This window comes from Peribacillus sp. NJ4, assembly GCF_030348345.1.
Classification (GTDB): Bacteria; Bacillota; Bacilli; order Bacillales; family DSM-1321; genus Peribacillus.
In genome coordinates, this window is record NZ_JAUCFQ010000001.1 from 3,228,476 (window position 1) to 3,254,397 (window position 25,922).

General features: G+C 39.5%; 23 protein-coding genes and 1 pseudogene. 7 read left to right on the top strand and 17 right to left on the bottom strand.

The genetic code is table 11. The features are described 5' to 3' along the window. The first annotated feature begins 276 nt into the window (after positions 1–276). Genes QUF94_RS16020 through QUF94_RS16030 form a run of 3 tightly spaced genes read left to right on the top strand, consistent with a single transcriptional unit; the run spans position 277 to position 4,276 of the window. Positions 277–699: a MarR family winged helix-turn-helix transcriptional regulator gene (locus QUF94_RS16020; protein ID WP_289316732.1), complete on the top strand. Its 423-nt coding sequence runs from the start codon at positions 277–279 to the stop codon at positions 697–699. Then, entirely contained in the window at positions 696–2,420 is a 1,725-nt protein-coding gene (locus tag QUF94_RS16025) for an ABC transporter ATP-binding protein (protein WP_289316733.1), read from the top strand. The genes QUF94_RS16020 and QUF94_RS16025 overlap by 4 nt, the downstream gene beginning before the upstream one ends. Then, positions 2,417–4,276 (top strand): ABC transporter ATP-binding protein, encoded by a 1,860-nt coding sequence (locus QUF94_RS16030; protein WP_289316734.1) that lies wholly within the window; start codon positions 2,417–2,419, stop codon positions 4,274–4,276. The genes QUF94_RS16025 and QUF94_RS16030 overlap by 4 nt, the downstream gene beginning before the upstream one ends. A gap of 127 nt (positions 4,277–4,403) precedes the next feature. Here QUF94_RS16030 and QUF94_RS16035 read toward each other — a convergent pair whose 3' ends face one another. After that, a complete protein-coding gene (locus QUF94_RS16035; protein ID WP_289316735.1) occupies positions 4,404–4,856 on the bottom strand; it encodes a MarR family winged helix-turn-helix transcriptional regulator in 453 nt (150 codons plus the stop codon). 124 nt (positions 4,857–4,980) lie between these two features. Between QUF94_RS16035 and QUF94_RS16040 the strand changes: the two genes are divergently transcribed. Both QUF94_RS16040 and QUF94_RS16045 read left to right on the top strand, forming a co-directional pair. Then, the gene (locus QUF94_RS16040; RefSeq protein ID WP_289316736.1) at positions 4,981–5,421 is read left to right on the top strand and encodes a GNAT family N-acetyltransferase; all 441 of its coding nucleotides are present in this window, start codon (positions 4,981–4,983) and stop codon (positions 5,419–5,421) included. A gap of 41 nt (positions 5,422–5,462) precedes the next feature. Beyond that, positions 5,463–5,890: pseudogene (locus QUF94_RS16045) on the top strand (DUF6198 family protein); the annotation flags it as partial. Between the two features lie 302 nt (positions 5,891–6,192). Here the strand turns inward: QUF94_RS16045 and QUF94_RS16050 are convergent. Then, complete coding sequence (locus QUF94_RS16050; RefSeq protein WP_289316737.1) at positions 6,193–7,461, bottom strand: erythromycin esterase family protein; 1,269 nt, start codon at positions 7,459–7,461, stop codon at positions 6,193–6,195. Positions 7,462–7,491: 30 nt separating this feature from the next. After that, on the bottom strand, positions 7,492–7,863 hold the full coding sequence (locus tag QUF94_RS16055) for a hypothetical protein (RefSeq protein WP_289316738.1): 372 nt from the start codon (positions 7,861–7,863) through the stop codon (positions 7,492–7,494). 253 nt (positions 7,864–8,116) lie between these two features. On the opposite strand from QUF94_RS16055, the gene QUF94_RS16060 reads away from it, so the two are divergent. Continuing rightward, a complete protein-coding gene (locus tag QUF94_RS16060) occupies positions 8,117–8,605 on the top strand; it encodes a divergent PAP2 family protein (RefSeq protein WP_289316739.1) in 489 nt (162 codons plus the stop codon). A 302-nt stretch (positions 8,606–8,907) separates the two neighbouring features. Here the strand turns inward: QUF94_RS16060 and QUF94_RS16065 are convergent, their stop codons facing one another. The 12 genes from QUF94_RS16065 to QUF94_RS16120 all read right to left on the bottom strand — a co-directional run bounded on the left by QUF94_RS16065 (position 8,908) and on the right by QUF94_RS16120 (position 22,698). Further along, positions 8,908–9,618: a GntR family transcriptional regulator gene (locus tag QUF94_RS16065; protein ID WP_289316740.1), complete on the bottom strand. Its 711-nt coding sequence runs from the start codon at positions 9,616–9,618 to the stop codon at positions 8,908–8,910. 254 nt (positions 9,619–9,872) lie between these two features. Then, on the bottom strand, positions 9,873–10,934 hold the full coding sequence (locus QUF94_RS16070) for a YeiH family protein (protein WP_483313661.1): 1,062 nt from the start codon (positions 10,932–10,934) through the stop codon (positions 9,873–9,875). A 41-nt stretch (positions 10,935–10,975) separates the two neighbouring features. After that, positions 10,976–11,725, bottom strand: a complete 750-nt coding sequence (locus QUF94_RS16075; protein WP_289316741.1) for a PIG-L family deacetylase — start codon at positions 11,723–11,725, stop codon at positions 10,976–10,978. A gap of 140 nt (positions 11,726–11,865) precedes the next feature. After that, positions 11,866–13,218 (bottom strand): aminotransferase, encoded by a 1,353-nt coding sequence (locus QUF94_RS16080; RefSeq protein WP_289318405.1) that lies wholly within the window; start codon positions 13,216–13,218, stop codon positions 11,866–11,868. Between the two features lie 150 nt (positions 13,219–13,368). After that, positions 13,369–15,132, bottom strand: a complete 1,764-nt coding sequence (gene xsc / locus QUF94_RS16085) for a sulfoacetaldehyde acetyltransferase (protein WP_289316742.1) — start codon at positions 15,130–15,132, stop codon at positions 13,369–13,371. Between the two features lie 179 nt (positions 15,133–15,311). Continuing rightward, on the bottom strand, positions 15,312–16,142 hold the full coding sequence (phnX, locus tag QUF94_RS16090) for a phosphonoacetaldehyde hydrolase (RefSeq protein WP_289316743.1): 831 nt from the start codon (positions 16,140–16,142) through the stop codon (positions 15,312–15,314). Positions 16,143–16,234: 92 nt separating this feature from the next. Further along, a complete protein-coding gene (locus QUF94_RS16095; protein ID WP_289316744.1) occupies positions 16,235–16,690 on the bottom strand; it encodes a hypothetical protein in 456 nt (151 codons plus the stop codon). 173 nt (positions 16,691–16,863) lie between these two features. Further along, positions 16,864–18,276 carry an amino acid permease gene (locus QUF94_RS16100; protein WP_289316745.1) on the bottom strand — a complete coding sequence of 471 codons (1,413 nt, stop codon included), beginning with the start codon at positions 18,274–18,276 and terminating at the stop codon, positions 16,864–16,866. 375 nt (positions 18,277–18,651) lie between these two features. Next, the gene (locus tag QUF94_RS16105; RefSeq protein ID WP_289316746.1) at positions 18,652–19,272 is read right to left on the bottom strand and encodes a YitT family protein; all 621 of its coding nucleotides are present in this window, start codon (positions 19,270–19,272) and stop codon (positions 18,652–18,654) included. Positions 19,273–19,809: 537 nt separating this feature from the next. Continuing rightward, positions 19,810–20,511, bottom strand: a complete 702-nt coding sequence (tatC, locus tag QUF94_RS16110; RefSeq protein WP_483313688.1) for a twin-arginine translocase subunit TatC — start codon at positions 20,509–20,511, stop codon at positions 19,810–19,812. A gap of 162 nt (positions 20,512–20,673) precedes the next feature. After that, the gene (locus tag QUF94_RS16115; protein WP_289316748.1) at positions 20,674–20,886 is read right to left on the bottom strand and encodes a twin-arginine translocase TatA/TatE family subunit; all 213 of its coding nucleotides are present in this window, start codon (positions 20,884–20,886) and stop codon (positions 20,674–20,676) included. Positions 20,887–20,955: 69 nt separating this feature from the next. Next, positions 20,956–22,698, bottom strand: coding sequence for an alkaline phosphatase D family protein (locus QUF94_RS16120; RefSeq protein WP_483313662.1), 1,743 nt, complete (start codon positions 22,696–22,698; stop codon positions 20,956–20,958). Between the two features lie 828 nt (positions 22,699–23,526). On the opposite strand from QUF94_RS16120, the gene QUF94_RS16125 reads away from it, so the two are divergent. Continuing rightward, complete coding sequence (locus QUF94_RS16125; RefSeq protein ID WP_289316749.1) at positions 23,527–24,843, top strand: beta-propeller fold lactonase family protein; 1,317 nt, start codon at positions 23,527–23,529, stop codon at positions 24,841–24,843. Between the two features lie 598 nt (positions 24,844–25,441). Here the strand turns inward: QUF94_RS16125 and QUF94_RS16130 are convergent. Together QUF94_RS16130 and QUF94_RS16135 are read right to left on the bottom strand one after the other, a co-directional pair. After that, positions 25,442–25,654, bottom strand: a complete 213-nt coding sequence (locus tag QUF94_RS16130; RefSeq protein WP_289316750.1) for a hypothetical protein — start codon at positions 25,652–25,654, stop codon at positions 25,442–25,444. Positions 25,655–25,658: 4 nt separating this feature from the next. Next, the gene (locus QUF94_RS16135; protein WP_353957812.1) at positions 25,659–25,910 is read right to left on the bottom strand and encodes an ATP-binding cassette domain-containing protein; all 252 of its coding nucleotides are present in this window, start codon (positions 25,908–25,910) and stop codon (positions 25,659–25,661) included. Positions 25,911–25,922 lie beyond the last annotated feature (12 nt).

Consider the following 25,922-nt stretch of genomic DNA (forward strand, 5'->3'; position numbering starts at 1 on the left):
ATTTTCAAGTTAATTTCACATTGTATGGTTTGTTTTCACGCGAAAGCCTCGCCTGACTTTAAAACTCATTTCCATGTATGCACCAAAGTCCAGAAAACCCCGGGGTGTTGAAGTCGTTTTTTTGTTGACGAAGCGGAAAGATAGATGTAAATTAAAATGATTCATAAAATTAAATGTTCAATATGGAACAGTTCGAAAAAGAAAGAATGGTGATGTTGAGTGGAGAATGAAAAACAGTTGATGCGTTCCGTACAACTTTTGCGTTCATTTTGGAACGTGCAGAAAAATATAATGCGGTTCGTTCAAAAGACAACGGCAGAAAATGGATTGACAGTTCCGCAATATTCCATTTTGATGGCCATCACTCTTCAAACGGAGATGACTCAAAAAACCGTTGGGGAGAAAACATTTCTTCCAAAAAGCACCTTGAGCCAAGCGGTTGATGGCCTCGTTCGGGCAGGTATGCTCCATCGCGAGCTTGTGGAGGGCAACCGGCGTGAGATTCAGTTGTCAATCACCGAACAGGGGAAAAATTTATTACAAACGATCCATTTTCACGAAGGAAGCATTCATCAAATTTTCCAATCGGCCATTGAATTACTTTCGGAAGAACAGTTTGAAGAGCTGCTTGAAACGCATCTTCAAATTACAAACTTTTTAGAAGCACAAGCTACCGAACAGGGAGAGTGTACAAAATGATAAAAATACTGAAAAATTTATCCGTTTATAAGTGGATTATTTCAGCAGTCATCGGACTGGTTTTTATTCAATCGATGTCGGACCTCTTTTTGCCTACATTAATGGCCGATATTATTGACAAAGGCGTCGTTCGAGGAGACACTCCATACATTTGGAAAATTGGTGGTTTGATGCTGCTGGTTTCCGCTCTTGGCGCTTGCGCTTCCATAATCGCAAGCTACTATTCGTCCAAAGCGGCTATGGGAATGGGACGCGATCTCCGGCTGAAAGTCTTTAATCATGTTGAAAAATTTTCCTTACAAGAATTTGATGAAGTAGGTACCGCATCATTGATTACTCGGACGACCAATGATATAACACAAGTCCAGCAGGTGGTTATCATGATGCTACGTATGGTTATCAGTGCACCTATCATGTTAATCGGCGGTTTGATCATGGCAGTATCCATGGATGCAAAATTATCTCTTGTCATTGTTGTCACAATGCCTTTGTTGATTGGGTCGATCTTGCTTATTCTATATAAAGGTGTGCCACTCTTTCAAACGGTGCAAAAACGATTAGACAGGTTGAACCTTGTATTACGGGAAAATTTAACTGGTATTCGCGTCATTCGTGCCTTCAATCGTGAAACACAAGAGAAGGAACGTCTTAAGAAAGCGAATAAAGAATTGACGGATGTCTCGATCAAGGTCAATAAAATCATGGCATTCATGATGCCTGTAATGATGCTAGTAATGAACTTGACGGTTGTTGGTATCATTTGGTTTGGTGGAATTCGTATTGATAACGGCGGTATGCAGATCGGGGACTTAATGGCCTTTATCCAATATGTTATGCAAATTATGTTCGCCCTCGTTATGGCATCCATGATGTTCGTTATGGTTCCACGTGCGGCCGTGTCGGCAACAAGGATAAACGAAGTCCTTGATATGAAACCTTCATTCCTGGATGAGGGTACAGAAAAGGCAGATCGTGAACACGGTACACTTGAATTTGAACATGTGACGTTCAGTTACCCAGGAGCAGAAGAACCTGCGTTATCGGATATTAGTTTTTCTGCAAGTCCTGGTGAAATCACTGCAATAATCGGTGGAACAGGCTCAGGGAAAACGACGCTCGTCAATTTGATCCCTCGCTTCTATGATATTTCAAGTGGAATAATTCGCGTCAATGGTGTTGATATTCGTAAGTCATCACAAGATGAAGTTCGCTCAAAAATTGGCTTTGTACCACAAAAGGCCATCCTCTTTACTGGTACTATCGCTGAAAACATTCGCTTTGGAAAACAAACAGCCACACAAGATGAAGTCGAGCATGCGGCTCGGATCGCGCAAGCGGAAGGTTTTATCAGCAAAATGAAAGACGGCTATCAGGCAGAAATCGAACAAGGCGGTTCAAACCTATCAGGAGGGCAAAAACAACGACTTTCGATCGCACGGGCACTCATTCGGAAACCCGATATTTATATATTCGATGATAGTTTTTCTGCACTTGACTTCAAGACGGATGCCAACCTTCGCGCAGCCCTGAAAGATGAAACGAAAAATTCGACAGTACTACTCGTTGCCCAGCGTGTCAGTACGGTCGTGGACGCTGACCGAATCATTGTGTTGGACGAAGGCCACATTGTAGGTATGGGAACACACCAAGAGTTGCTTATTACAAACGACATTTACCGTGAGATCGCCTTATCACAGCTCACAGAGGAGGAAATTGCATGAGTAATCAAAAAAAACCTCAAAGCGGCGGTCAGGTTGGGCATGGTCCCGGTGGCGGTAACATGATGATGATGGGTCAAAAAGCAAAAGATTTTAAAGGAACACTAAGACGCCTCTTGGCCTATTTAAAACCGCGGCGCAACAAATTGATTTCCGTGTTCTTCGCTGCAATCATGAGTACTATTTTTATGATTGTTGGACCAAAGATCATGGGAAATGCAATTACAGAATTATTCGAAGGAGCTTACGGGAAATTCCAGGGAATACCAGGAGCAGCTATTAACTTTGATAAAATTGGCCAGATCCTTTTACTGCTTGCCGGACTTTATGCCTTAAGCAGCCTCTTCAACTATGTACAACAATACATTATGTCAAGTGTTGCACAGGACACAGTATATGATTTACGAGAAGATGTTAACGAAAAGCTCGGGAAACTTCCTCTCAAATATTTTGAAGGACGTCCAAACGGGGAAACACTTAGCCGAATGACAAATGATATTGATACGATCGGAAGCACCCTTCAGCAAAGCTTAACGCAGTTCATCACTTCAATCGTAACGATTTTGGGGATTATCATCATGATGCTTTCGATTAGCCCGTTATTGACATTAATCTCGATAGTAAGCTTACCTTTGTCAATATTTGCAATCCGGCCTATTTTAAAAAGATCCCAAAAACATTTCGCCGATCAACAGCGTACACTCGGACAATTAAATGGCCACATTGAAGAAATGTATACTGGCCATCAAGTCGTTAAAGCATTCGGACATGAAAAAAAGGCGAGTGCCCAGTTTACCATGGTTAATGAAGAGTTGTATAAAGCGGGAAGCAAAGCTCAGTTTATATCCGGTATCATCATGCCCATGATGTTCTTTATCGGAAATTTGAGTTATGTACTCATCAGCGTTGTCGGCGGAATATTGGTAACGCAACGTTCGATCTCGATTGGTGATATTCAGGCATTCATCACATATTCAAAGCAGTTCACCCAGCCGATCACACAGACAGCTAACATCGCAAACATTATTCAGTCGACGGTTGCAGCAGCTGAGCGTGTCTTTGAGCTACTTGATGAAGAAGAGGAAATGAAAGAAAAAACCACAGCTAATATAAAGAGAGCAAATGGTGCTGTCACTTTTGAACATGTGGACTTTGGCTATGGGGAAGAAATGTTAATTAAAGATATGAACATCGATGTCTTGCCTGGACAGACGGTCGCAATTGTTGGACCGACTGGTGCTGGAAAAACGACCATGATAAATCTCTTGATGAGATTTTATGAACTCAATGGCGGAAAGATTAATATTGATGGTCTTGATACACGGAATATGTCCAGGAGTGATCTTCGAAAAAACTTTGGGATGGTGCTTCAAGATACCTGGCTCTTTAATGGCACGATTAAAGAAAATATCGCTTATGGCAAAAATGGAGCAACTGATGAAGAAATTTTTGCAGCTGCCCGCACGGCACATGCCGACCATTTCATTCGGACACTGCCAGATGGGTATGAGACAATCTTAAACGAAGAAGCTTCTAACATCTCACAAGGACAAAAGCAGCTTTTGACAATCGCCCGAGCTGTTCTAGCAGATCCACCAATCATGATATTGGATGAAGCGACGTCTAGTGTTGACACTCGGACCGAAGTCTTTATCCAAAAGGCCATGAACCGACTCATGGAAGGACGAACTAGCTTTGTCATTGCTCATCGTCTCTCAACGATTAAGGATGCAGATTTGATTCTAGTTATGGATCAAGGAAAAGTGATAGAGAAAGGAACACATTCAGAACTTTTAAGGGTGAATGGTTTCTATGCAGAGCTATACAATAGTCAGTTCACTGAAAATGTAGCTGGATAATATGAAAGAGGCTCAATTTCCAAATGAAATCGAGCCTCTTTTTATCAATTTATCTCCACAACCAGCTTAAGCGCTTTAACTAATGCTCCAATCAGTCATCCATGAAGCGAATAACTTATAAGATGTGTCAATACTCCCTTTTATTCCCTTTTTTCACAAATTCCCAATCTACCTCAATATTTTTTCTGACCCTTTGAAGAAGATGAAAAATCAATTCCGTTTCGTCCCTAGAAAATCCGGTTAATGCCACCTTGTCGGTATACTCCCCTTCTTTCTGTAAAAAGGGATATACTTTTTCACCTTTATCAGTAGGGTATAACTTTTTGATTTTTTTGTTGTCAGCATCATCTTTCTTTTCAATAAAACCTTGTATCTCAAGTTTTTTAATTGCACGAGCTGCTGTTGTTCGGTCAACCTTTATCATTTCTGCTACCTTTTCCTGAATGATTCCTGGATTTTCACATATTCGTACAAGATACAAATACTGCCCCTTTGTAAGGTCTAATTCTTTAAATTCGATATTACTTATAGAATCCAATGCCCTTGCTATCATTCCAATTTCACGGAGTATTTCCTTCATTCAAAAAGCCCCTGACTTTTTTTGTTGTATTTACAACAAAAATATTTTCGTATATACTATAAAAAGGATATACATATATTATGACTTGTCTTACTGAATAAATCTAGAAAAGGGATGAAGAACATTGGATTCAAAGAGAATAACTACAGAAAATGATTTAAAAATAGCCTTTCAAATCAGAAAAGAAGTATTTGTCGAGGAACAAGGTTTCCCTTTAGAAAGTGAATTTGATGAATTTGATACACTTAATGCTTTATCTGAACACATATTAGTCTATTATAATGAAAAACCAGTCGGAACTGGTAGGTTAAGAGTTGTTGATGGTTTAGGTAAATTGGAGAGAATTTGCATCTTAGAGCCTTACCGTAAATTTGGTCTTGGAAAAATAATAATTAAAACATTGGAAGAAATTGCAAATGAAAAGGCAATATCCCAGGTTAAATTACATGGGCAAACACAGGCAGAGGGTTTTTATAAAAAACTTGGCTATCATACTTCATCCGATGTCTTTATGGAAGATGGCGGTCCACATCTTTTGATGATAAAAGAATTAGTTAATGAATAAGTGTGTTAAATGTGAGTAAAACAAATATTAACCTTTATCTGATGGGGATCATACTATTAACCCTTGGTTGTTCTTTAACCATTCAATCAGCGCTATCATGATATTTTTAAATTCGCTTTTAAAAAGGCAATGACCAGAATTATTGGGTCTACTAACTGCTTTAATAATAGGTCTTGGTATTGATATATGGCTTTTTTTTACTGAATAACTTGGTACAGCCAGAACAACTGCTCATTAAACTTGTTTGTTTAACGTTTGGGTTAATGGTTATTGGACTAGGAACGGCTATCTACTTACATTCACAAATTTCGCCCCAAACCCTGTAGACCTTTTGATGCTGATCATTCAAGATTTAACTGGAAGAAATACACCATATTCAAAAACATTCATTTATCTTTCTTCTTAGTTATGGCAGTCATTTTCAGGACCAATCGGTTTCGGAACTTTATTAACCGTCTGTTTAGGAGGCCCTTAATTATTCACCTAATTAATTGGAGGTTCATTTAAAAAATCCAGTCCATCCGCAAATAGATATCAAGATAAAAACCATTCTTTATAGAATGGTTTTTATCTTAAATATTTTAATCGCTTTGTACGAACGATTCATTAGCTATTCATAAAGCTTTAAAAACAGAAGTGATCGAACGCAAATCCTTTGGTTTCCGTAGAGATGATAAGACCATATTGGGTAGCATTAAGAATTAGCACGAACAAAAAGGCAAAGCCCTTTATAACTCGACATGTTATACAGGGCTTGTATATTTATATTTTTTACATAACGGGTGCTTTTTCATGAACAAGCGGGTGAAGGGCCTGAGTTTCATCAATGTAAACAAAAGCATCATATCTATCTGACATTACAGAAGGTACATAGTTTCCATATTGTTCATATTCCGGTCTGTATACAACTCCAATCGCCCGATGTCCAATCCTATCTTGGAATAGCTGACGATTTTCATCGGTGAAAATGAGCAACTTATCATATGCCCCCGAAAGGTGCATTGCCTCCTCCCAACTTCCATTCGTTGCCGGGGGTACTGTTTTTATTTCAAATTCCATACCCCATTCATCTGCTGCAATAACAGTTCCCCTGTAGGTTCCGAAACCTGTGATAAATACATCTTCAGTTGGGTTTTGCTCACGAATGACCTGGCCGACATTAATCATCCCGGAATCCTTCATATCAGTAGCGCTGGCATCGCCGACATGGGTATTATGTTCCCATACAATCGCCTTGCCTTCTGAACCGTAAAAATCCATAATTTCATTAAGTGCATCCACCATATGCATATCTCGAATATTCCATGATCTATCGTCATGAACCACCATAGTCCTGTAATAATTTTCGGCATTATACGCTACCAATGCATTCACTTGAAGATTCAAATTCAATTCCTCGTGATGGGGGTATTTTTCTTTTTTTCTCTGAATGGTTGTCAGTAATTTGGCTACTTCCTCTATGCAGTCTTCAGAAAAAATGCCTGCGGAAACTGCGTACTCTTCGTTATTCCGATTAAATGGCTCAAAGCATGTGAATGCCTGTCTGGCAGCTTCGAGGTCGGGTGAATCAATTTGTTTTAAGTAATGGATGACTTCATCCATGGATTCCCAAAGACTATAGATATCTATCCCATAAAATCCAACTTTCGTTTGTTTTTGTCCAGATTCATTGTATTCTTTCATCCATTCAATCAGGTCGATCATTTCCTCGTTTGCCCACATCCAGGTCGGCCAGCGGTTAAAACTTTTAAGAACATCGTGTGCGGATTTAGTTACTTGATCATAACCTTTAACATATCTATTAATTGCCTGGCATGCGGGCCAATCGCCTTCAACGGCTACAAAGGTGAACCCTTTTTCTTTAATAAGTTTTTTTGTTATTTCAACTCGGGCCGTGTAAAATTCGGATGTTCCATGTGATGCCTCTCCCAGCAAAACAAATTTTGAATTTTTAACTTGTTGAACGAGCTTACCCCAATCACCATCACTTGTAAGCGGGACTGAATGTTCGATTATTGATTGAACCAGATTATGATGCACTGTTTTTCCTCCTTATTCTTCTTACCACCATTACCGTTTGTACTCAGCATTATAAGAATTTGAACCTGCGTGCACTGACAGCAAAGTATCAGCGTATCCTACCAGTCGATTTACAAGTTCATCACATATAGAGTAAACCAGTTGAAAATTTTCTTCCTCAAATAGAACAGGGTCATCCAGAATGACCGTTGTGTTAATGAACATATCTTTGTTTCCATATAGATTGTAGTGAACTATAGCCTTTCCAGCAGCACCCCCAGTAACTGGATCCTTAAAGCCTGGAATGAAAACAAACCATTCTTCAGCAGTAGCAGACCTGAAGTTTTTTGTGAAAGACAATTGCTTGGTTACAGTCTGAATCCTTTTTAACTCTTCCGGATTTATATCCTTGATCTTGTTCATTCCATAGCCACCTTAACACCGTGTTAATAATATTCCGTTATAGATTTTCCTTAAGGGACCAATCCTATAAATATTAATATGAAACAACGCCTTTCCCCGTATAAACTGAAGCAAAATAACACAAGTAGACTTTTAATAAATGCTGATAAATCATGGATGACTTCCGCATATTAAGATTATATTTTGGGTATCAAAAGAGAGAAGACAAATTCCCGGATTGGATTGGGACTGGTCTGGAGTGGAGGAATTGCTCATGGAAAAGATGAATCGGGGAATTTTAACGGCGCTGTCGGCAATTGGCATTGCGCAAGGATTGAAAATTTTAACGCATAATAGGCTTACGGGAAAGTGGGACTTGAAGCAGGCTTTCACAACAGGCGGCATGCCTAGTTCGCACTCTGCGGGTGTGGCAGCACTGGCATCCTATGTGGCAGCCAATAAAGGATGGTTGCATACGGAGACATCACTTGCGACAGTGTTTGGCGTGATTGTGATGTATGATGCTCAGGGGATTCGGCGCCATACAGGCGAAATTGCAAAGCTTGTGAATGATCTTGAAGATAATCTGGCGAAATTTTCTGGTGAGTTTCCAAGTTTTGAGTATGTGGAGCGTGAGAAAGAACTGAATGAACTGCTCGGACATCAGCCTGTGGAAGTGGGAGCAGGTGCGCTGCTTGGAGTTGTACTTGGGCTTATTTCGGCTAAATTGGAGGATGGTAAGACCACTAATTCGGCTGAATAAAAAAACCATCTCATTAAAGGTGTTCTTTCTTAGTTATCCATCCGGAAAAATGTACAGTCACGAATAATTTTGTTGATCATATTTAATAAAAAAATATGTCTATGTTATTAATGTAGACAATCTCTCCAATCTTTGTGTACGTTTAATACTATAAAATAATTACGTGGATAATGGGTTTAAATAGAATAATTTGACTGGTGTTTTTAAACTGTTAAAAACCAACCATCTTAATGATTTGAGAACCGAAAATGACCTAAACCACTCTAAAGGCTTAGGTCATTTTTTGCGTCGGTAAAATAAAATCAGTTATTCTTCCGGGACATTTTCATAGCGAATGAGTACATATCCGACCTGAATAAACCTTTATAATATTCTACTAAATTACCATCAGAATCAAAAATCATTCTTTCTGTAATCAGCAAGCACATCGTTTCTGTTATACCTAAATGTTCAGCATCTTCTTTTGTTGGAAAGCCGCATGTTATAATTTGTTCCGCTTCACAAAAGTTAATGTTAAGATCACCTTCGAGCGCGTCATATAATACTGTGGTGCTTAAATCGAATTTCGTCAATTTTTGTCCTAAGTCCAAAGAATAATAATGTAATTCTATCGCTATGGGGACATCTCCCTGCAACCGCAGCCTTTTAATATGGTAAGATTCATCTTCAAAACCATTTGCATCAGCTATATTTTCTGGTGTCAAAACACGGCCATGGTCCAGTAATTTAATCCCCATGCTTTTAGTGGTTTCAGTGAAACTTATCATCTTAAGCCATTCCTGTACAGGTTTAAGGGAAACGAACGTTCCCTTCCCATGCCTTTTTTCCAATATCCCTTCACGAACCAGGATGGATACGGCTTCCCGTACAGTGCTCCTGCTGACAGAATACATATCCATGAGTTCCCTTTCGCTCGGGATTTTGTCCTTATAGTAACCTTCTAAAATCTGGTTTTCCAATATGGTTTTTAATTGTGCGTGTAATGGGATTGGATTTTTAAAGTCTAACTCCATAAAATTTCCTCCAAACAGAAAAAGACATCGTAATGTTCGTATCAGTTCTTATATTGTAAACCAAATAGTTATAATTTTCAAACACGCCAGCGTTCATTTTTTCCATAAATTAGAAAGTCGTGAGTTTCCTTTACTCCTTTTCCAATACATCACGTTCAAAAACCGTTTTCTTTTGAAGAATAAATAAGCCCGAATAATACCGCGTATTCAAGGTTTATCAGGCCTGCTTAGTGGTGCCACAATGGATAAATATATTAAACGATAAAGTATGAGATAATCGAAAGCAACAAAGAGGTAATGGTCATGGCTAAAAGAGGACGCATGGCTTTTGTGCGAAGTGCCTGCAGGCTGACATTCAGTCCAAGACCGATCATGGCCATCGTTAATATGAATGTAGTCGTTTTCGAAATACCATCCATTACAATTGGAGACACCGTAATATAAGTTCCAAATACATAACTTCCTATTAGACTCATGATTATAAAACCAACGAGGAACCATGGAAAATCAATTTTGGCATCATGGCCCATTTTCCCGGATGTACGTTTTTTCATCCAATACATAAAAATGAAACATAAAGGGATAAGTAAAAAGACACGGCCCAATTTCGCGAGGAGTGCAATCGCTAGCGCATCTTCACCAGCCGGGGCTCCTGCCAATGCAACATGGGCGATTTCATGAAGACTGATCCCGGACCATATACCATAATCCAAAGCAGAGATCGGAAGGATCGGACGTAAAAGGGTATAAATAATGGAGAAAAGTGTTCCCATTAAAGCGATTATCCCAACGCCTATGGCTGTATCTTCTTCCTTAGCTTTCACTATTGGAGATATTGCAGCGATGGCTGCTGCACCGCATATCCCAGTTCCAACAGCAAGAAGAAGGGAAATGGAGGCATCTGCCTTAAACCACTTTGCAATCAGGACCATCACGACTATAGCAAATGTTACTGTCCCTATATCACGGACCAACAATGGCAAACCCTGATTGAAAATCACATCGATATTTAATTTCAATCCGTATAAAATAATGGCAAAACGCAAAAGTTTTTTAGCGGAAAATTCAATTCCCGTCCGGAACCTTTCTGGATATCCAGCGATTTGACGATAAATCACGGCAATGATGATCGAACACGCAAGAGGGCCGATTCGATTGAATCCTGCAATCTTGGACAGCCCCAAGCCTAAAAGTGCAATAAAAAAGGTGAAAGCGATACCGCTCATCCACATTAGCACTCTATTTTGAAGCGGTGATTTCGAATTTTGCTGTTCCTGAATTGTTTCTTCCAGTGGTTCATATTTTTCTAATTCCATACATTCCTTCCCCCTTTCCGGATAAACCAAAGCATTACGGATCATCTCATTCTTTCTATCGTTTGAAAAAGATCGTTGTCTTCCATATCATTAGGAGAATTACCTTTGATAAAATACTCGAATTTCTTTAAAAAAGGCAAGCTTGGAATTTGATTCCCCCACAATTCAGGAACGGCTAGAGTCTGGGAACGATGGGACCTTAGGGCACGGATCTTTTTCTGTAAAGTCCCTGCTATATTCACTCTTGTGATACTGCTCAGCCCGTTTTCCTTTAACCATTTTTCATGAAAAGCATGCCAAAGGACAAAGTACAGGCTATGAACCTTAATAGCGGGAAAAACGGGATCTGGATAAAAACCGGGATCACCGGATTTTAAAAAAGCCAATTCTGCTGCACGACCAATCGCACAATGGTCTGGGTGTCCCCCATATTTCTCATGGAATGTGACTAGTGCATCCGGTCGAACTTCACGAATCACCTTAACGATTCTCTCTGCTAATAAATCGATGGATTCAAATTCAATGGTTTTATCCCTTACATGTAAAAATCGAAGGTCGTTGATCCCTAACTCTTCACAAGCGCTGTTTAACTCCTTTACCCTTAGTCCAGGCAATGACTCTCTCGTTGCAAGAATCGGATTCCCCATCCGCCTACCCATTTCGCCTTTTGTCGCACATAGTAAAGTTATATGAACACCTTGCTCGGACATTTTGGCAATGGTTCCGCCACACAAGAATGATTCATCATCGGGATGTGCAAGAACCACTAATAACCTTTGTTGTGATTGCATATTTCCTCCTACTTCGGATCCAGTTTCCCCACACTGTGAGACCCAATATGAAAAAATGGACATGGATGTCAAAACGGTTAGACATATCATGCCCATCTTCAAATTCGTCTATAAATATAGCACCCTAAAGCGAATCATCTTTAGCATAATTCATATAAAACGGATTTAACCGTTTCTATGACAAAGCGTAAATCTTCAACGGTCGAAGATAAAGGCGGTGCAATGATCAATACATTTCCATATCCAGGAACTGTATCACCATTACGACCGATGATAAGACCCTTTTCCTTGCAAGCCCCTATTATTTTACCCATGAATTCATCGGAAACTGGCGTTTTTGTCTTTTTATCTTTCACTAATTCAATACCATATAAAAACCCAACTCCCCGAACTTCCCCTACTTTATCCAGGGCTGTCAATTCAAAGAGCTCACTTAGTGTCGATTCACTAAGTTCAGATACTCGTTGCACGATTTTTTCATTTTCTAAGATTTCAATGTTCTTTAGCGCAACTGCGCAAGATGCAGGATGGCCTCCATATGTTGACACATGCCTGAAATGATTTAAATTTCCATTATCCTTGAATTTCTCATAAATCCTGGAATTCACTGCCGTTGCTCCAAGTGGAAGATAACCACTAGTCAAACCCTTTGCCATCGTTACAATATCCGGTTGAACCCCATCGGAGTGCATGAACCCAAACATTTTTCCGGTTCTTCCAAAACCTGAAACCACTTCATCCACAATTAAAAGAACATCATGCTTCTTACAGATTTCCGAAACCCTCGTTAAGTATTCCTTCGAAGGAATAAGGACCCCGCCACCAGAAATGAATGGTTCAAGAATAACACCTGCTACAGTTTCAGCTCCTTCAAAGTTAATGACCTGATCGATATATTCAGCTGCAAGCAAATCGGAGTTTTCAACGTTTTCCCCAAACGGGCTTCGATAACTGTACGGTGGTGGCACATGCAGGAAACCTGGAACCGCCGGATCATATTTCACTCTCCGATTAGCCTGTGCTGTTGCACTAAGCGCGCCGAAAGTATTGCCATGATAAGCTCTATACCTTGAGATGAATTTGTATTTACCCTGATTCCCATTTTGAGAATGATATTGCCTTGCTATTTTAAAAGCTGTTTCATTCGCCTCAGAGCCGCTGTTCGTAAAAAAGGTAGTATAAGAGCCCTTTAAATGTTCACTAATTTTAGCAGATAATTCGATTGCCGGCTTATGGCTTAACGTTAAAGGGAAGTAAGATAAGTTAATCATTTGTTCATAGGCTGCCTGGGCAATTTCTTTTCGTCCGTGACCCAGGTTCAAGCACCATAAACCGGAAACCCCATCTAAATATTTATCACCTTTAGAATCTGTGAACCATGAGCCGGATCCTTCTGTAGCCATCATGGGAGCATCCTTCTCATTATAGCGATGCATCGCATGCCATAAATGGTCTTTATCCATTTGAACAAGGTCTTTCGTTTCAGTTTCCATCTTCACTATTGAAACCCCCTTATTTTTCATTGAATGCAATTAAGTTAAGTTCCCATGCTGTTACAGATCTTTTAGGCGAATTGGTGATGATACGATGACCCGAATAGTTCACCAAGTCATCGCACAAGTCATATCACTCTTTTCACACCATTATTTATCCCAGTTTTTATGATCTAAGTGAGAATATTTTTCTAATAATCTAGTAGGCATTTTTAATGCATCTTTTCTAAAAGGAGGAGCTAATTGTGTTCCATCCACTTGTATATCAATCACAGTCGGTTTGTTTGATTTTATTGCTTTTTCAATGACAGAGCCTAACTCCTCAGGTTTTTCCACTCTTATACCAACAGCACCCATAGATCGCGCAACTTCTGCAAAATCAGGATTTTGGATATCCGCCCCTACAAAACGGTTATTATAAAAATCGACCTGGTTCTTTTTCTCTGCGCACCATGCATTATTATTGAAGACACATGCTATGACCGGTATGTTTTCTTCAACAGCCGTACTCACTTCATGTAAGCTCATACCCCACGCTCCATCTCCAACAATGGCTATAACAGGCGTATTCGGCTCAGCTAATTTGGCACCTAGTGCGGATGGGTAAGCAAATCCCGTATTCCCGAATGTAAGCGCAGCGATATGCCTGCGGCTCTGATTGAATTTCAAGTAAGCGTTTGCAGTTGACGATACATTACCGATATCTGTAGTGACGATGGCATTTTCAGGCAACACTTTAGTCAATTCCAGTAGGGCTCGACGCGGATTGATCGGGGTTCCATCGATCATCGCAAGTTTCACCAATTCTTCTTCCCATTTTTGTTTTTCATTCGTTATTTCGACTATCCTCTTTTTTTCTTGTTTTAGATTAGGTTTACTTGCCTTCAAGCGTTTCAAGATTTCACGACTCGCTTCACGGGCATCTCCGATGATCCCGACTTCCACAGGGTGCGTCCTCGCTATTTGCCTTGGGTTAATGTCTATTTGAATGATTTGTGCATCTTTAGGAAAATAATCAATGTCATAGCATGGTAACGTTCCAAATACCGATAATCTTGTACCGACCGCTAAAATGACATCCGCTTTCTTAAGTGTATTCATGGCAGCCTTTGAACCCATGTAACCGATTGGGCCGACTGACAATGGGTGATCAGCAGGAAAGGCATCATTATGCATATAGGAGACAGCTACCGGAGCTGTTAAATATTCTGCAATATTCTTAATTTCCTCAATGCCATCTGAATCAACGGTTCCCCTACCGGAAATAATGACAGGATACTCAGCCTTAGCTAAAATTTCAGCCGCTCTATCCAATGATGCAGAAGATCCGCAGCCCCGTTCATCTACGCGATATTGATGTGGTTGCAGTATTTGATCTTCCACTTCACCATAGAAATAATCACGGGGGATATCGAATAAAACCGGCCCCCTCTCTGCATAGGCAATCCGAAATGCTGTCCTAAGGCAATCAGCGACCCTGCCTGGATGTGTCACTCTAACCGTTTCTTTCGTGATGGCCTTGAATATGGAAACCTGATCACATTCTTGAAAACCATCCCATCCAACCGTTGGTGTACCAGCTGATGGAGAGATGACCACCATAGGAGTATGAGCTTGATTGGCCGCTGCAACAGAGGTGACCATATTGGTCATTCCAGGTCCGTTTTGCCCGATGACAACCCCTGCAACACCTGAGACCCGACAATAGGCATCTTCCATATGTGCAGCACTTTGTTCATGGCGGACACCAATGAAACGGATACCTGCAGTTGGCAATAAATCAAGCATATCCATGAAAGCGGATCCCAGGATTCCCGAGATATGTTTAACTCCCTCAGCCACCAATGTCTCAACGATGGCTTCACTTGGTGTCATTTTAACTTTCGTTCCTCTTAACATTTTTGTTTCGACCATAGCACATTCTCCTTAATTATATTTATTTCTGATAATGACGTTGCAACGTCCGTACCAGTTATAAGATGTATAATACTACCATTGGATGAAACAGTCAATGAATAAATTGAATATTTTGAATTTAAACAAGATCATTATATCAAAGTCACAAACTTATGCATTACATCAATGATTTTTCTTTAAACAATAAATATATCCTTTTTTTCTGTCAATCTGTAGTTGATCCTGTCGATGATCTCCAATAAATCGCCTATTTCATCAATTACGAAATCGGCACCTGCATTCAGAAAACGGTTTTCTGCATGTTTCATCCGTTTTTGCAGATCATATGGGTCCATATCGTTGATTTCTGTTTCTGAAAGACCGATTTCACTGCCGCCTTTCAATACGGCAACAGTCCACATTCCTGCAGAAATGCCTTCTTTGATGTCACTGATCGTATCGCCGACTTTAACAATTTTACTGAGGGGATACACTTGGAGATTCATCGCCGTCTGAAAGCACATCCAAGGGGCAGGCCGTCCTGCAGGCACTTCGTTGGATGCAACAATGGAATCCGGGTGATAGCCCCATTTTTCCGCCTCTTCTTTAACAACATTAATCATTTCACGAGTATACCCTGTTGTCGAACCGATTTTTATTCCTTGCTGCCTTAAACGGCTGACTAATTCAATTACGCCTGGTATTGGCTTGGCGTTCTCCTTAAGAACCTTAAAAAGCAAAGCCTCAAAGTCCTTATATAACGATCTAAGCTCAATTTCATCCGGTTCTTTTCCATATTTCGAAATCCATAACTTGGATATTCTATTGATTTTCAAGAGTTCCCTTATATGATCCATTTTCAATAACCCCATAGGTTCCCTTGCTTCCTCAATGGTAATATCAATCCCCCTTATCTTGAATATCTCGACAAATGCCTGTACCGGTGCAAAACAACCATAATCCACCGTAGTTCCTGCCCAATCAAATATTACTGCTTGAACTTCTTTGCATTTTTTTGCACGTTCCAATCTATACTCCCCTCCTCATCCTTACCTCCTTCAAAACCACCATAGACACCCGTAAATTCTCCACTGGTGATCAACCCGGGTATAAAGTGAATTCATTTCATTTCTTCCAAAAATAGCTGTAGGTCTTCTTTAGTAGCTTCAGAGAGTCGTTTAATTTTTTCCGGGTCTTTATCAGGATTCCCTGACTCCCCAATTAACGGGTAAAGGTTTTTCTCAATTCGTTCATACCAATCGGGATATTCATCTTCCACTTGCTTTTCTATCGAATCCCAGGCAGAACTGATCTCTTTTCCCACTTTTTGAATTTCCTCAACATCCGCCTTTGTGCTTACTTCTGTTTCCATTGCGTTAATGGATTGAAGCACCTCGCCGACACCTTTTTTAATAACCTCTGCATTTTGGGCTTCACCTGGATTTGGATCCGACTTTTCTTTTATTACTGGATTTTTTTCTTGTTGGCCTTCTTCCGGTTTAGCTGAATCGTTGCAGCCTGATAACAATATGGCTCCAAGGATGAACCCATTAGTTAATACACGGAAACCATTCAACATAATCCCTCCTTCATGATTTAAAAGACAGATGCCATCTAGTTGGCACAACTCTCTTTTTCTATGGGAATCATATTCTAGGTGAAATGTGATTGAAGAATTTTGTCTGAGGAATTCCATAGAAGTAAACGAAGCATTACTTTAAGTTAATAATGGATGGTATAGAGCTAAAGCTATAACTTTTCAGAATTAGGGGAACCAGAAACAATATTTAATTCATTCTCGATATATTTCGCTTTTTTACGTCGTATGAAAAAGAATGAACAGATAATGATCAAGCTAAATAGCATGGTAAAGATAAACTGTGGACGCTGTGAATCGATAAATGCCATTAATATCAACACGGAAATCATGGAAAGAATGGTTGCATACGTCAAATACGGGAACAGCCACATCTTGATCTTGAAAATTCCGGGATTCTCTTTCTCCATTCTCTTCCTTAATCGGAGATGGGAAACCGCAATGGCCAGATAGACAAGAATTCCGACTCCACCCGAGGAATTCACTAAAAAGAAAAAGATTTTATCAGGTGAAACGTAACTGAAAATGGTGCTGATAAAGGCAAATAAAGTAGAACCGACTACAGCAAATATAGGGACACCATTCTTGCTCACTTTTGAAAATACCCTTGGAGCGTCCCCCTTTTGTGCAAGTGAAAACAACATGCGTGAGCTTGTATATAATCCTGAATTCAAACAGGAAAGCAATGCAATGAGAATAACTATATTCATGATTAGCGCAGCAGAAGGGATTCCTAGCATTTCAAGTACGGCAACAAATGGACTTTTCAGCAAGGAAGCTGAATTCCAGGGTAAAAGCGTCACTAGTACGGCTATGGACCCAATATAGAAAATCAGGATTCGCCAAACCACGCTATTCAATGCACTTCTAACTGACTTGACCGGATCACTCGTCTCACCAGCAGCTATCGCAGGAATCTCCACTCCAACAAATGCATGAAAAACGATTGCGACGCCAACAAGTACAGAACTTATCCCATTTGGAATAAAACCGCCAAAATTCAAAAGATTGGAAGTTCCGGGTGGTTTTATCGTTGGGATAAATCCTAAGATCACTGCCACACCCAGACACAAAAATAAGATGATACTGATTATTTTAATGATAGAAAACCAGTATTCAAACTCACCAAACGATTTTACGGAAAATATATTCGTCAGTTTCAATAGGATTATCAATGATAGACTTATGACCCAGACGGGAACGGAAGGAAGCCATCCATGTATGATCGCAGCTCCAGCTGTTGCTTCCAATGCAATTACGATAACCCAAAAGAACCAATATAACCAACCTGTAGTGAAACCGGCCCATTCACCAATCCCATCCCTTGCATATACGGCAAAAGATCCAGTATCGGGATTCACTGTAGCCATTTCCCCCAGCATTCTCATGACTAAAACAACGATCAAGCCTGCCAAAACATAGGATAAAATCGCCCCGGGACCCGTTTGACCAATAATGATACCGCTTCCTACGAATAAACCAGCGCCTATGACACCACTCAAAGATATCATCGTTAAATGTCTTTGTTTCAGACCTGGTTTCAGTTCTTCCTGTTGATGTTTCATACCCTCCACCAACTTTCAATATTTTGGGGAATCAACTAAAATAATCGCTAAAAAACAAGGCTTTACAGCTGCCTGTCCCTTACATGTACACAAAGATAGTGGGAACTTGGGAACTTGGAAACATGGTATATTCAAACAACACAGGAACACTATGAACTAAAGAGTCTATAACTCACTTCTTCCCCCTTCCTCAGGCTATTTTAAAATTCGAAGCGAACACAACATCACTACGTCATGATGTTAGTACCACTTTCTATGTGTATAATACACTCTGACATTTTTAAAGTCAATTTAAAATCTGAATATTTAGATAACGAAATAAAAATAAAACAAATGGCGGCCATTAATACAGATCTCTTCAAACCTCTAATTTTTTCATTTTACTTCTTTCACACTGGAATTTTCATCGAACGCACTATCCGTTCCTGCCTTTCGGGCCTTCGGCTTCCTATCCAGCATTTTCTTTAAAAGGTATGAAAAAAGCAATGTATACGCAACACCCTTAATAATCGATGTATAGCCATAAACGAGAAGACCCAACATCAGTACGATAAGATTAATGATCCTTATTGTCACTGCAATATCTATTTTTTCATTTTTATGATGTAGAATTAAGGCGAGCACGTCAAAGCCAACAGTGGAGGCATTTGCTGTTATACATAAATAGTATCCTATCGCTATCAAAATCGACGAAAAGATAATCACTAAAAAGATATTTACATCAAATTTAATATTCAATGAATAAAAAAAATTAAAAAAAAGCATATAGCTAAGGGAACTTACAATCGACTTAAAAAAGTACTCTTTCCCTAGAAAAACTAAACAAATGATTAATAGTAATCCTGTAACGAAATTGGCGAGCATGGCAATGTTATAACCCGATAATGCATGCAATAATAAGGCCGAGCTAGTTACACCTCCATTAATAATTTCATTGGGAACGATTAAAAAGGCATAGGCAAAGGTCATTGAAATGTTTCCTGCGATAATTTTCATTAAATCCCTCATAAACTTCTCACCATCCCTTTCAATATTTTGATTATGCTTTTCCCCCCTAGATATATATTTATACTTGAACGATGTAATCAACATTCATTTCTGCATCCCAATTTTTCCGGATCATTCACCTTTCTAATCAAATTAATTTTCAAAATTCCCCCTTACCTCATTCCTGTTGGAATGGGCGAAATGAAGATTACTGGTTTTATGTTCAAGTGATTACATTTATTCGCTAACCAGAATCCTCGCTCCTTCTAAAATATAAAATAAAACATGCCCCATTTTATCAGGAGCATGTTTTTACGAAAGACAAAGATACAAATCCAAAAGATCTGGGAACCTGACAATTTTAAAATGGGTTACGCAATTCAAAAAGTCCACTTAGAGGAAGCAAAAGCTTATTTTTTAAGGGTAAGGCACTTACTTAATCCATCAAGTATTATTCCGCAATAAAAAAAGTTGAGGAATCGCCCCCTCAACTTTTAAGTATGTTCCATTAACTATTTCCCAAGAAATGTTTTTTCAGAATGCATTTCATGTTACAGGTAATGCTGACTCATCTTTCATCAGCCTTTTTCGATAAACCATATTGGACAGCTGTACACTCACTTCATAAAGCACAAGCAATGGGACGATAACCAAAATGTCCGAAATTATATCAGGAGGCGTAATCAAGATTGAGATGATGACCAGGACGAAATAAGAAATCTTACGCGACTTTTTCAACACTGTTGGATTGATGATTCCTAATCTGGTCAGGAACATGACCACAAGCGGCATTTCGAATAAAACCCCGAATGGTAAGATCAAATTAATCATGAACCGAAAATACTTTTCCGCTGTGAACATCATCTCGAACTGCCCTGCGGATAGGGAAGTGAGGAAACCCAGCACTATCGGGAACAACACAAAATATCCAAATGAGATACCTGTTATGAATAGAATGAACAGCCCCGGAATGAACCGAAATGTAACTTTTCTCTCTTCAGGTTTCAACGCTGGAGCCACAAAGCGCCATAACTGATAGGCAGCTAGCGGAATTGTTGCGGCTATTGCGCAAACCGCGGCAATTATCATATATACCCACAGAATTTCACTTGGACCAAGCACAGCAAGCTTCCCATCTAAATCCTTAATGAGTAGTTCATAAATATCCTGTACAAATATGAAACTCACTATGAAGAAAACAAGAAAGCCTATCAGTGTTTTAATGATTCTTCCTCGTAGTTCCTCCATATGCTCGATAACGTGTAAATCCTTGCTCTCCACTTTCACTCCTCCTTTTCAGTCAATTTCCAAGCCATATTATCTGGATTAAATGGCTTAATGAATTCCTCCTCGAACTCTTCTCATGAAAAGAAGCAGGCGAGTCTTTCCGCCCGCTCTATCTCATAAAATTCATCCCTCTTTTTTAACCGCTCTTAACGCAGCTTTATTCTCGTTTTCATCCTCTTTATCTGAATCATTCACCAATCCTTTGGTTGCACTTTTGAATTCCGATAACGTCCGACCAAATGCACGGCCGATTTCCGGCAGCTTGGACGGTCCAAAAATAATCAGTGCAATCACGAGGACGATGACTAGACCGGGTATCCCTATATTAGAAAGCATTCTTATTCACTCCTTTGATCTTCTCATTTTTCTTTACCATATCCTTGTCAAGCATCATGATTGTTCCTATCAATTAGTGACTTTACCCTGCTTGTTCATTCTTTGTTTTTCATGTGCGCGATTATGGGCACGTGTCCGATCTTCCTCGACTTCGTTCGTTTTTTGTACACCTTCCATAACTGCTGCTGATGCAACCTTTCGCAACCCAGTTTGATCTTTATCAAAAACAAAGGAGGCTCTTGTCGATATATCTGCACCTGGTTCTGTCACGAATGGGACTACACGGTAGTCCGCCTTCCATTGTTCTGGTGTTACTTTGCAACGGACATATCCCCGATAATCATTAAAGAACTTTATATGTGGATTTTGACTTAGTATTTTATCCGTATCCGCACGCTTATCTGCTCCATTTCCACCAGATGTAATGGATGTGCCGACAAACTCCACTCCGAAAAGCTTTGAATTTGGATCATTGAAATCCGTCTTTAAATTGGCCGCCCAGCTTGCATGTACATCACCGGTCAACACGACCAAATTTTCCTGGTTGTTACTCTTTATTACATCAATCAAACGATCGCGTGCAGCCGGGTAACCATCCCAAGAATCCATGCTGAATTTCGGAGCGGTAGGTGTTCCATAATTCCGTTGTGAAAAGAAAATCTGCTGCGGCAGTACATTCCACTTCGTTTTTGATTTCGAAAGATTATCAGTAAGCCACTGTTCCTGTTCTGGACCTAGTAATGTTCGTTTCGGATCAAGTGACTCAGGCGTTTGCGGTGAACTGACATCGCCGTTTGCCTGATCATCCCGGTATTGACGTGAATCCAGTACAAAGAAAGAGGCCAGGTCTCCATAAGTGAAATTTCTGTATAACCGCATATCCGCTCCCTTAGGCAATGACGATTTACGAAGGGGCATATGCTCATAGTAAGCCTGATAAGCGGCTGCCCTTCTCTTGATGAATGCTTCAACCGATTGTCCTTTTTCCGGGATGACATTTGCATAATTGTTCTCAACTTCATGATCATCCCAAGTCACGACCCATGGGAAAGCCGCGTGTGCCGCCTTTAAATGGGTATCAGAGCGGTATTGAGCGTATCTATTTCGATAATCCTCAAGCGTAATGATCTCCGGACCATTATGTACACGGACATTACCTGTTGAAGAAACATATTCATTTGCACCATATTCATATATGTAATCGCCAAGGTGAAAAACAATATCCAGATCTTCTTTTGCCAAATGTTTATACGCCGTATAATAACCATGCTCAAATTGCTGACATGAAACAAACGCGAATGACAAGCTCGAAACACTTGAACCTATTGACGGAAGTGTTTTCGTTTTCCCAGTCTGACTTACTTCCCCACCACTTTTAAAACGGTAAAAATAGACCTTATCAGGTTTTAACCCGCTTACTTCCACATGAACGGAATGGCCCAGTTCAGGCCTGGCTATTTCCTTGCCCTGCTGTACAATCTTTCTGAAATTCTCATCCTTTGCCACTTCCCATTTAACGGAAATGGCTTCTTGTGGCATTCCTCCGCCATTCAACGGATCAGGTGCCAGCCTTGTCCATAAAACTACACTATCCGAGAGTGGATCACCTGAAGCTACACCGAGAGTAAATGGATAATCACTGAACTTTGGGGCAGCATTCACTTCAATCCCGCCCATTGATTGGGCAAGGGCAAGACCTAATGAAAGTCCGGCAAGCTTACTTGCTCCCTGGATAAAGTTCCGGCGGTCCATATTCTTACCTAATTCGCTCCAATTCTTGATTAAATCATCCATTGCTCTATCATTATTCATTGATCTTTCCCTCCTATTGTTTGAATCTGGTTCAAGTATAAAAGGACAATTTTAAAGGTGTATGAAGAAGTGTAAAAACAATAAAATCCCAACTAGGAGTTTTTACGCAGGACTTATGGATCCCTTTGAACAAAAAAAGGAGCAGATTCACTCATACACTTACATAGACCTACAAACTTTTACAAACAACGACAGTCTTTCAACCTGTTTTTCTTCATGAATCATTTATTTATTCGTTACAAATAACTGGGTTTAAGCTCAATTAGGATGCAGCAATTAATGCTTCATATTATTTGATAATCGTATTTAAAAACCGAAGGATACGATTATAGTTTAAGTTTTATTCACTTTTATCTGCGAATCATTTTCGTACCCTAAACAAGTTGGATAGTTTTCTGATTTTTAATAATTAGCACTCTTTGCTGATACCGAGTATTTGTTTGTTTCGCTTGACATTAACTTTCTTCAGAGCTGCAATACTCAATTATCATTTTTGGTCAAATTTTGTTAAGAGTCTATCACCATATCAAATTCTAATTAAAATGGGACAATACAATTCACTCTACACATGAACCGCAAAATTTTTATTAATAATCAAACCAATATCCTCCTCTATACGTTTATTTATAGTGAAGGGAGTCCGACTTGATTGAAATTTCAAAGGAAGGTGGTTAAGAACCAGCATATTGACAGGTATTCGATTCTCCTGTTCATCCATCTGGCTTAATGGATCATATTTTAACAATTATCAAGAAAAATATTTAACGAGGTGAAGAAATGTTGAAAAAAATGAAGTTTATTATTGTATGGATTATCGCCTTACTATTTATGGCTATTCTACCAAATGTAATTGGTGCTTCTTCTACTATAGGTAAAATCCCAGTGTCAGAGATAGGCTTTGACAGCCACATCACCAACAATTCCCTTGCCGTAAGTCCGGATGAGCAAATAGCGGTTGTCTCAGACAGCCGTGAACAATCCGTACTAGTCTACGATCTTACCAAGGGCAAGTTGCGCAAAAAGATCGACGGCTTTGGTTCACCGAGAAATATTGTGTTTATTGATGGAGGCTCAGAGTTTGTCGTCTCAGACAGCACGCTCGGTATGCTTCGTTTTTACAGAACAAAAAACTTCACCTTGAAAGATGAAGTCGCCGTTGGTCCAGGTGCATTCGGGACTGCTGTCAGCCCTGATGGAAAGACATTATATGTGAACAATCAAGCACACAGTTCCGTCACTGTCGTGGATTTGGAAACACGAAAACCGATGGCAGTCATTACCGGTTTCGCCCAACCAAGACAAGGCATTAAAGTCTCTCCAGATGGAAAATACATCTTTGTCACGAACTTTCAAGGAGATAAAGTAACCGTCGTTGAAGCCGCAACACAGAAAATCATTCGTGAAATATCAGGATTCTCTATGATTCGCGGAATCTCGATCACCGCTGATGGAAGTACATTGTATGCCGCGAACAGCGGACGTAACAGCATTTCTGCAGTTGATACCCTAGACGGCAATATAAAGAGTGAAATCATAGTGGGGCGTGAACCATATGGTGCTGCTCTTTCTCCTGATAACAAGCTCCTTTTTGCAAGCAATAAAACTGACAATACGATCGACGTAATCAATATAGCTGATCACCGTGTAGTTAAAACAATTGACGGTTTCAACGAACCAAGACAAGCAATTGTCTTTAGCCACGACGGGGAACGGGCTTATGTATTAAATCGGGATCTCTCTATTGCGCGTGTGAATGTTAAAACCTTCTCCATCACGGATATAATTCAGGATGAGTCAAAAAAGTACAAGCTTAAAACGCTAAGATCAAACAAAGTAGGGAAATATTTAGCAGACCAAGATGGAATGACACTTTATTATTTCACAAAAGATGATTCTAGCGTCAGTAATTGCAAAGGTCAATGTAGTGAAATTTGGCCGACTTTCCATGCAGATAACATCATCACCACTAGAGGTTTCGATAAAAAAGAGTTTAAAACAATCATAAGAGATGACGGTCAAAAGCAAACAACGTATAAAGGGCATCCACTTTATTACTTTGTGAAAGATAAGCAGGCAGGTGATATAAATGGACAAGGCGTCAATAATGTCTGGTTTGTTTTAGGCAAAAAGGTTTTTGAGGAATAATTATTTAGTTTTGCACAAAATGATAGAAAACTCTAAAAAAAACCATTCATATATTGAACAGAAGAAAAATAGGTTTGTGTTTCACAAATAATGGTCCTAGGGTATAATAGATGTCACTTTTTTATTCTGGAATTGGCATAGCGCATATTTTCCGTAAAAAACTACCGAGAACCCCTTATACAAAAACTGATTTTTAATGAAGTACCGTTATACCAAATCGAATAAGCTGTTGCTGTTGAATAAAGATTGTTAATAATGGTTTCTTATTCTTGAATAAAAATCTAATAAATCAAAGCCACCTTCTAGGTGGCTTTGATTTATTAGAATAAGGTACAGGTTTATAATCTTCATTAAATCCCTACTTGATGGTGATAGGTTCTGCCGACAAAACACAGATATTATACGCTATCGCGTTTCTCACTATAGACCCCATTAAAGAATAAAACGGTTCTTAGTTTATTGATAATAGCCACGGAGAAGGGAATCCCATATAGATATCCCAGTATAATAGATGGAATGGCTTTAAACCGGTGTTAAACCCCTGATTTTTCAGATATTTCATTACCAACCTAATTTCCACATCACAACCTATAACGTATCACAATATTCCCGGATATGTAGGCAACACAGAAGACAATAACTTTTTAGAAACAGGATGTTTTAATCGTTCAAGTTGTTCCATATCTTCCAACCATTCTACAACCTCACCCTTGTACAATACCGCTAGACGGTCTGCGATGTAATTGACAGCCTGTAAATCATGAGAAATAAAGAGATATGAAAGTTGAAACTCTTCTTTTAATTGTGCCAAAAGTTTATATCTGTACTTGAACTAGAACATCTAGAGCACTTACAGCCTCATCAAGTATAATTAACTTTGGCTTTAAGGCAATCGCTCTTGCGATATTGATTCTTTGTAACTGCCCTCCACTGAACTGATATGGGTATTTATGAATATCTTCCTGGCATAACCCAACAATCTCCAAAAGCTCTTGTACTTTCTTTTTCACTTGAACAGACGAGAGCCTTTCGTAATTCCTTATCGGCTCAGCAATGATTTCCCCTATAGTTAGTCTAGG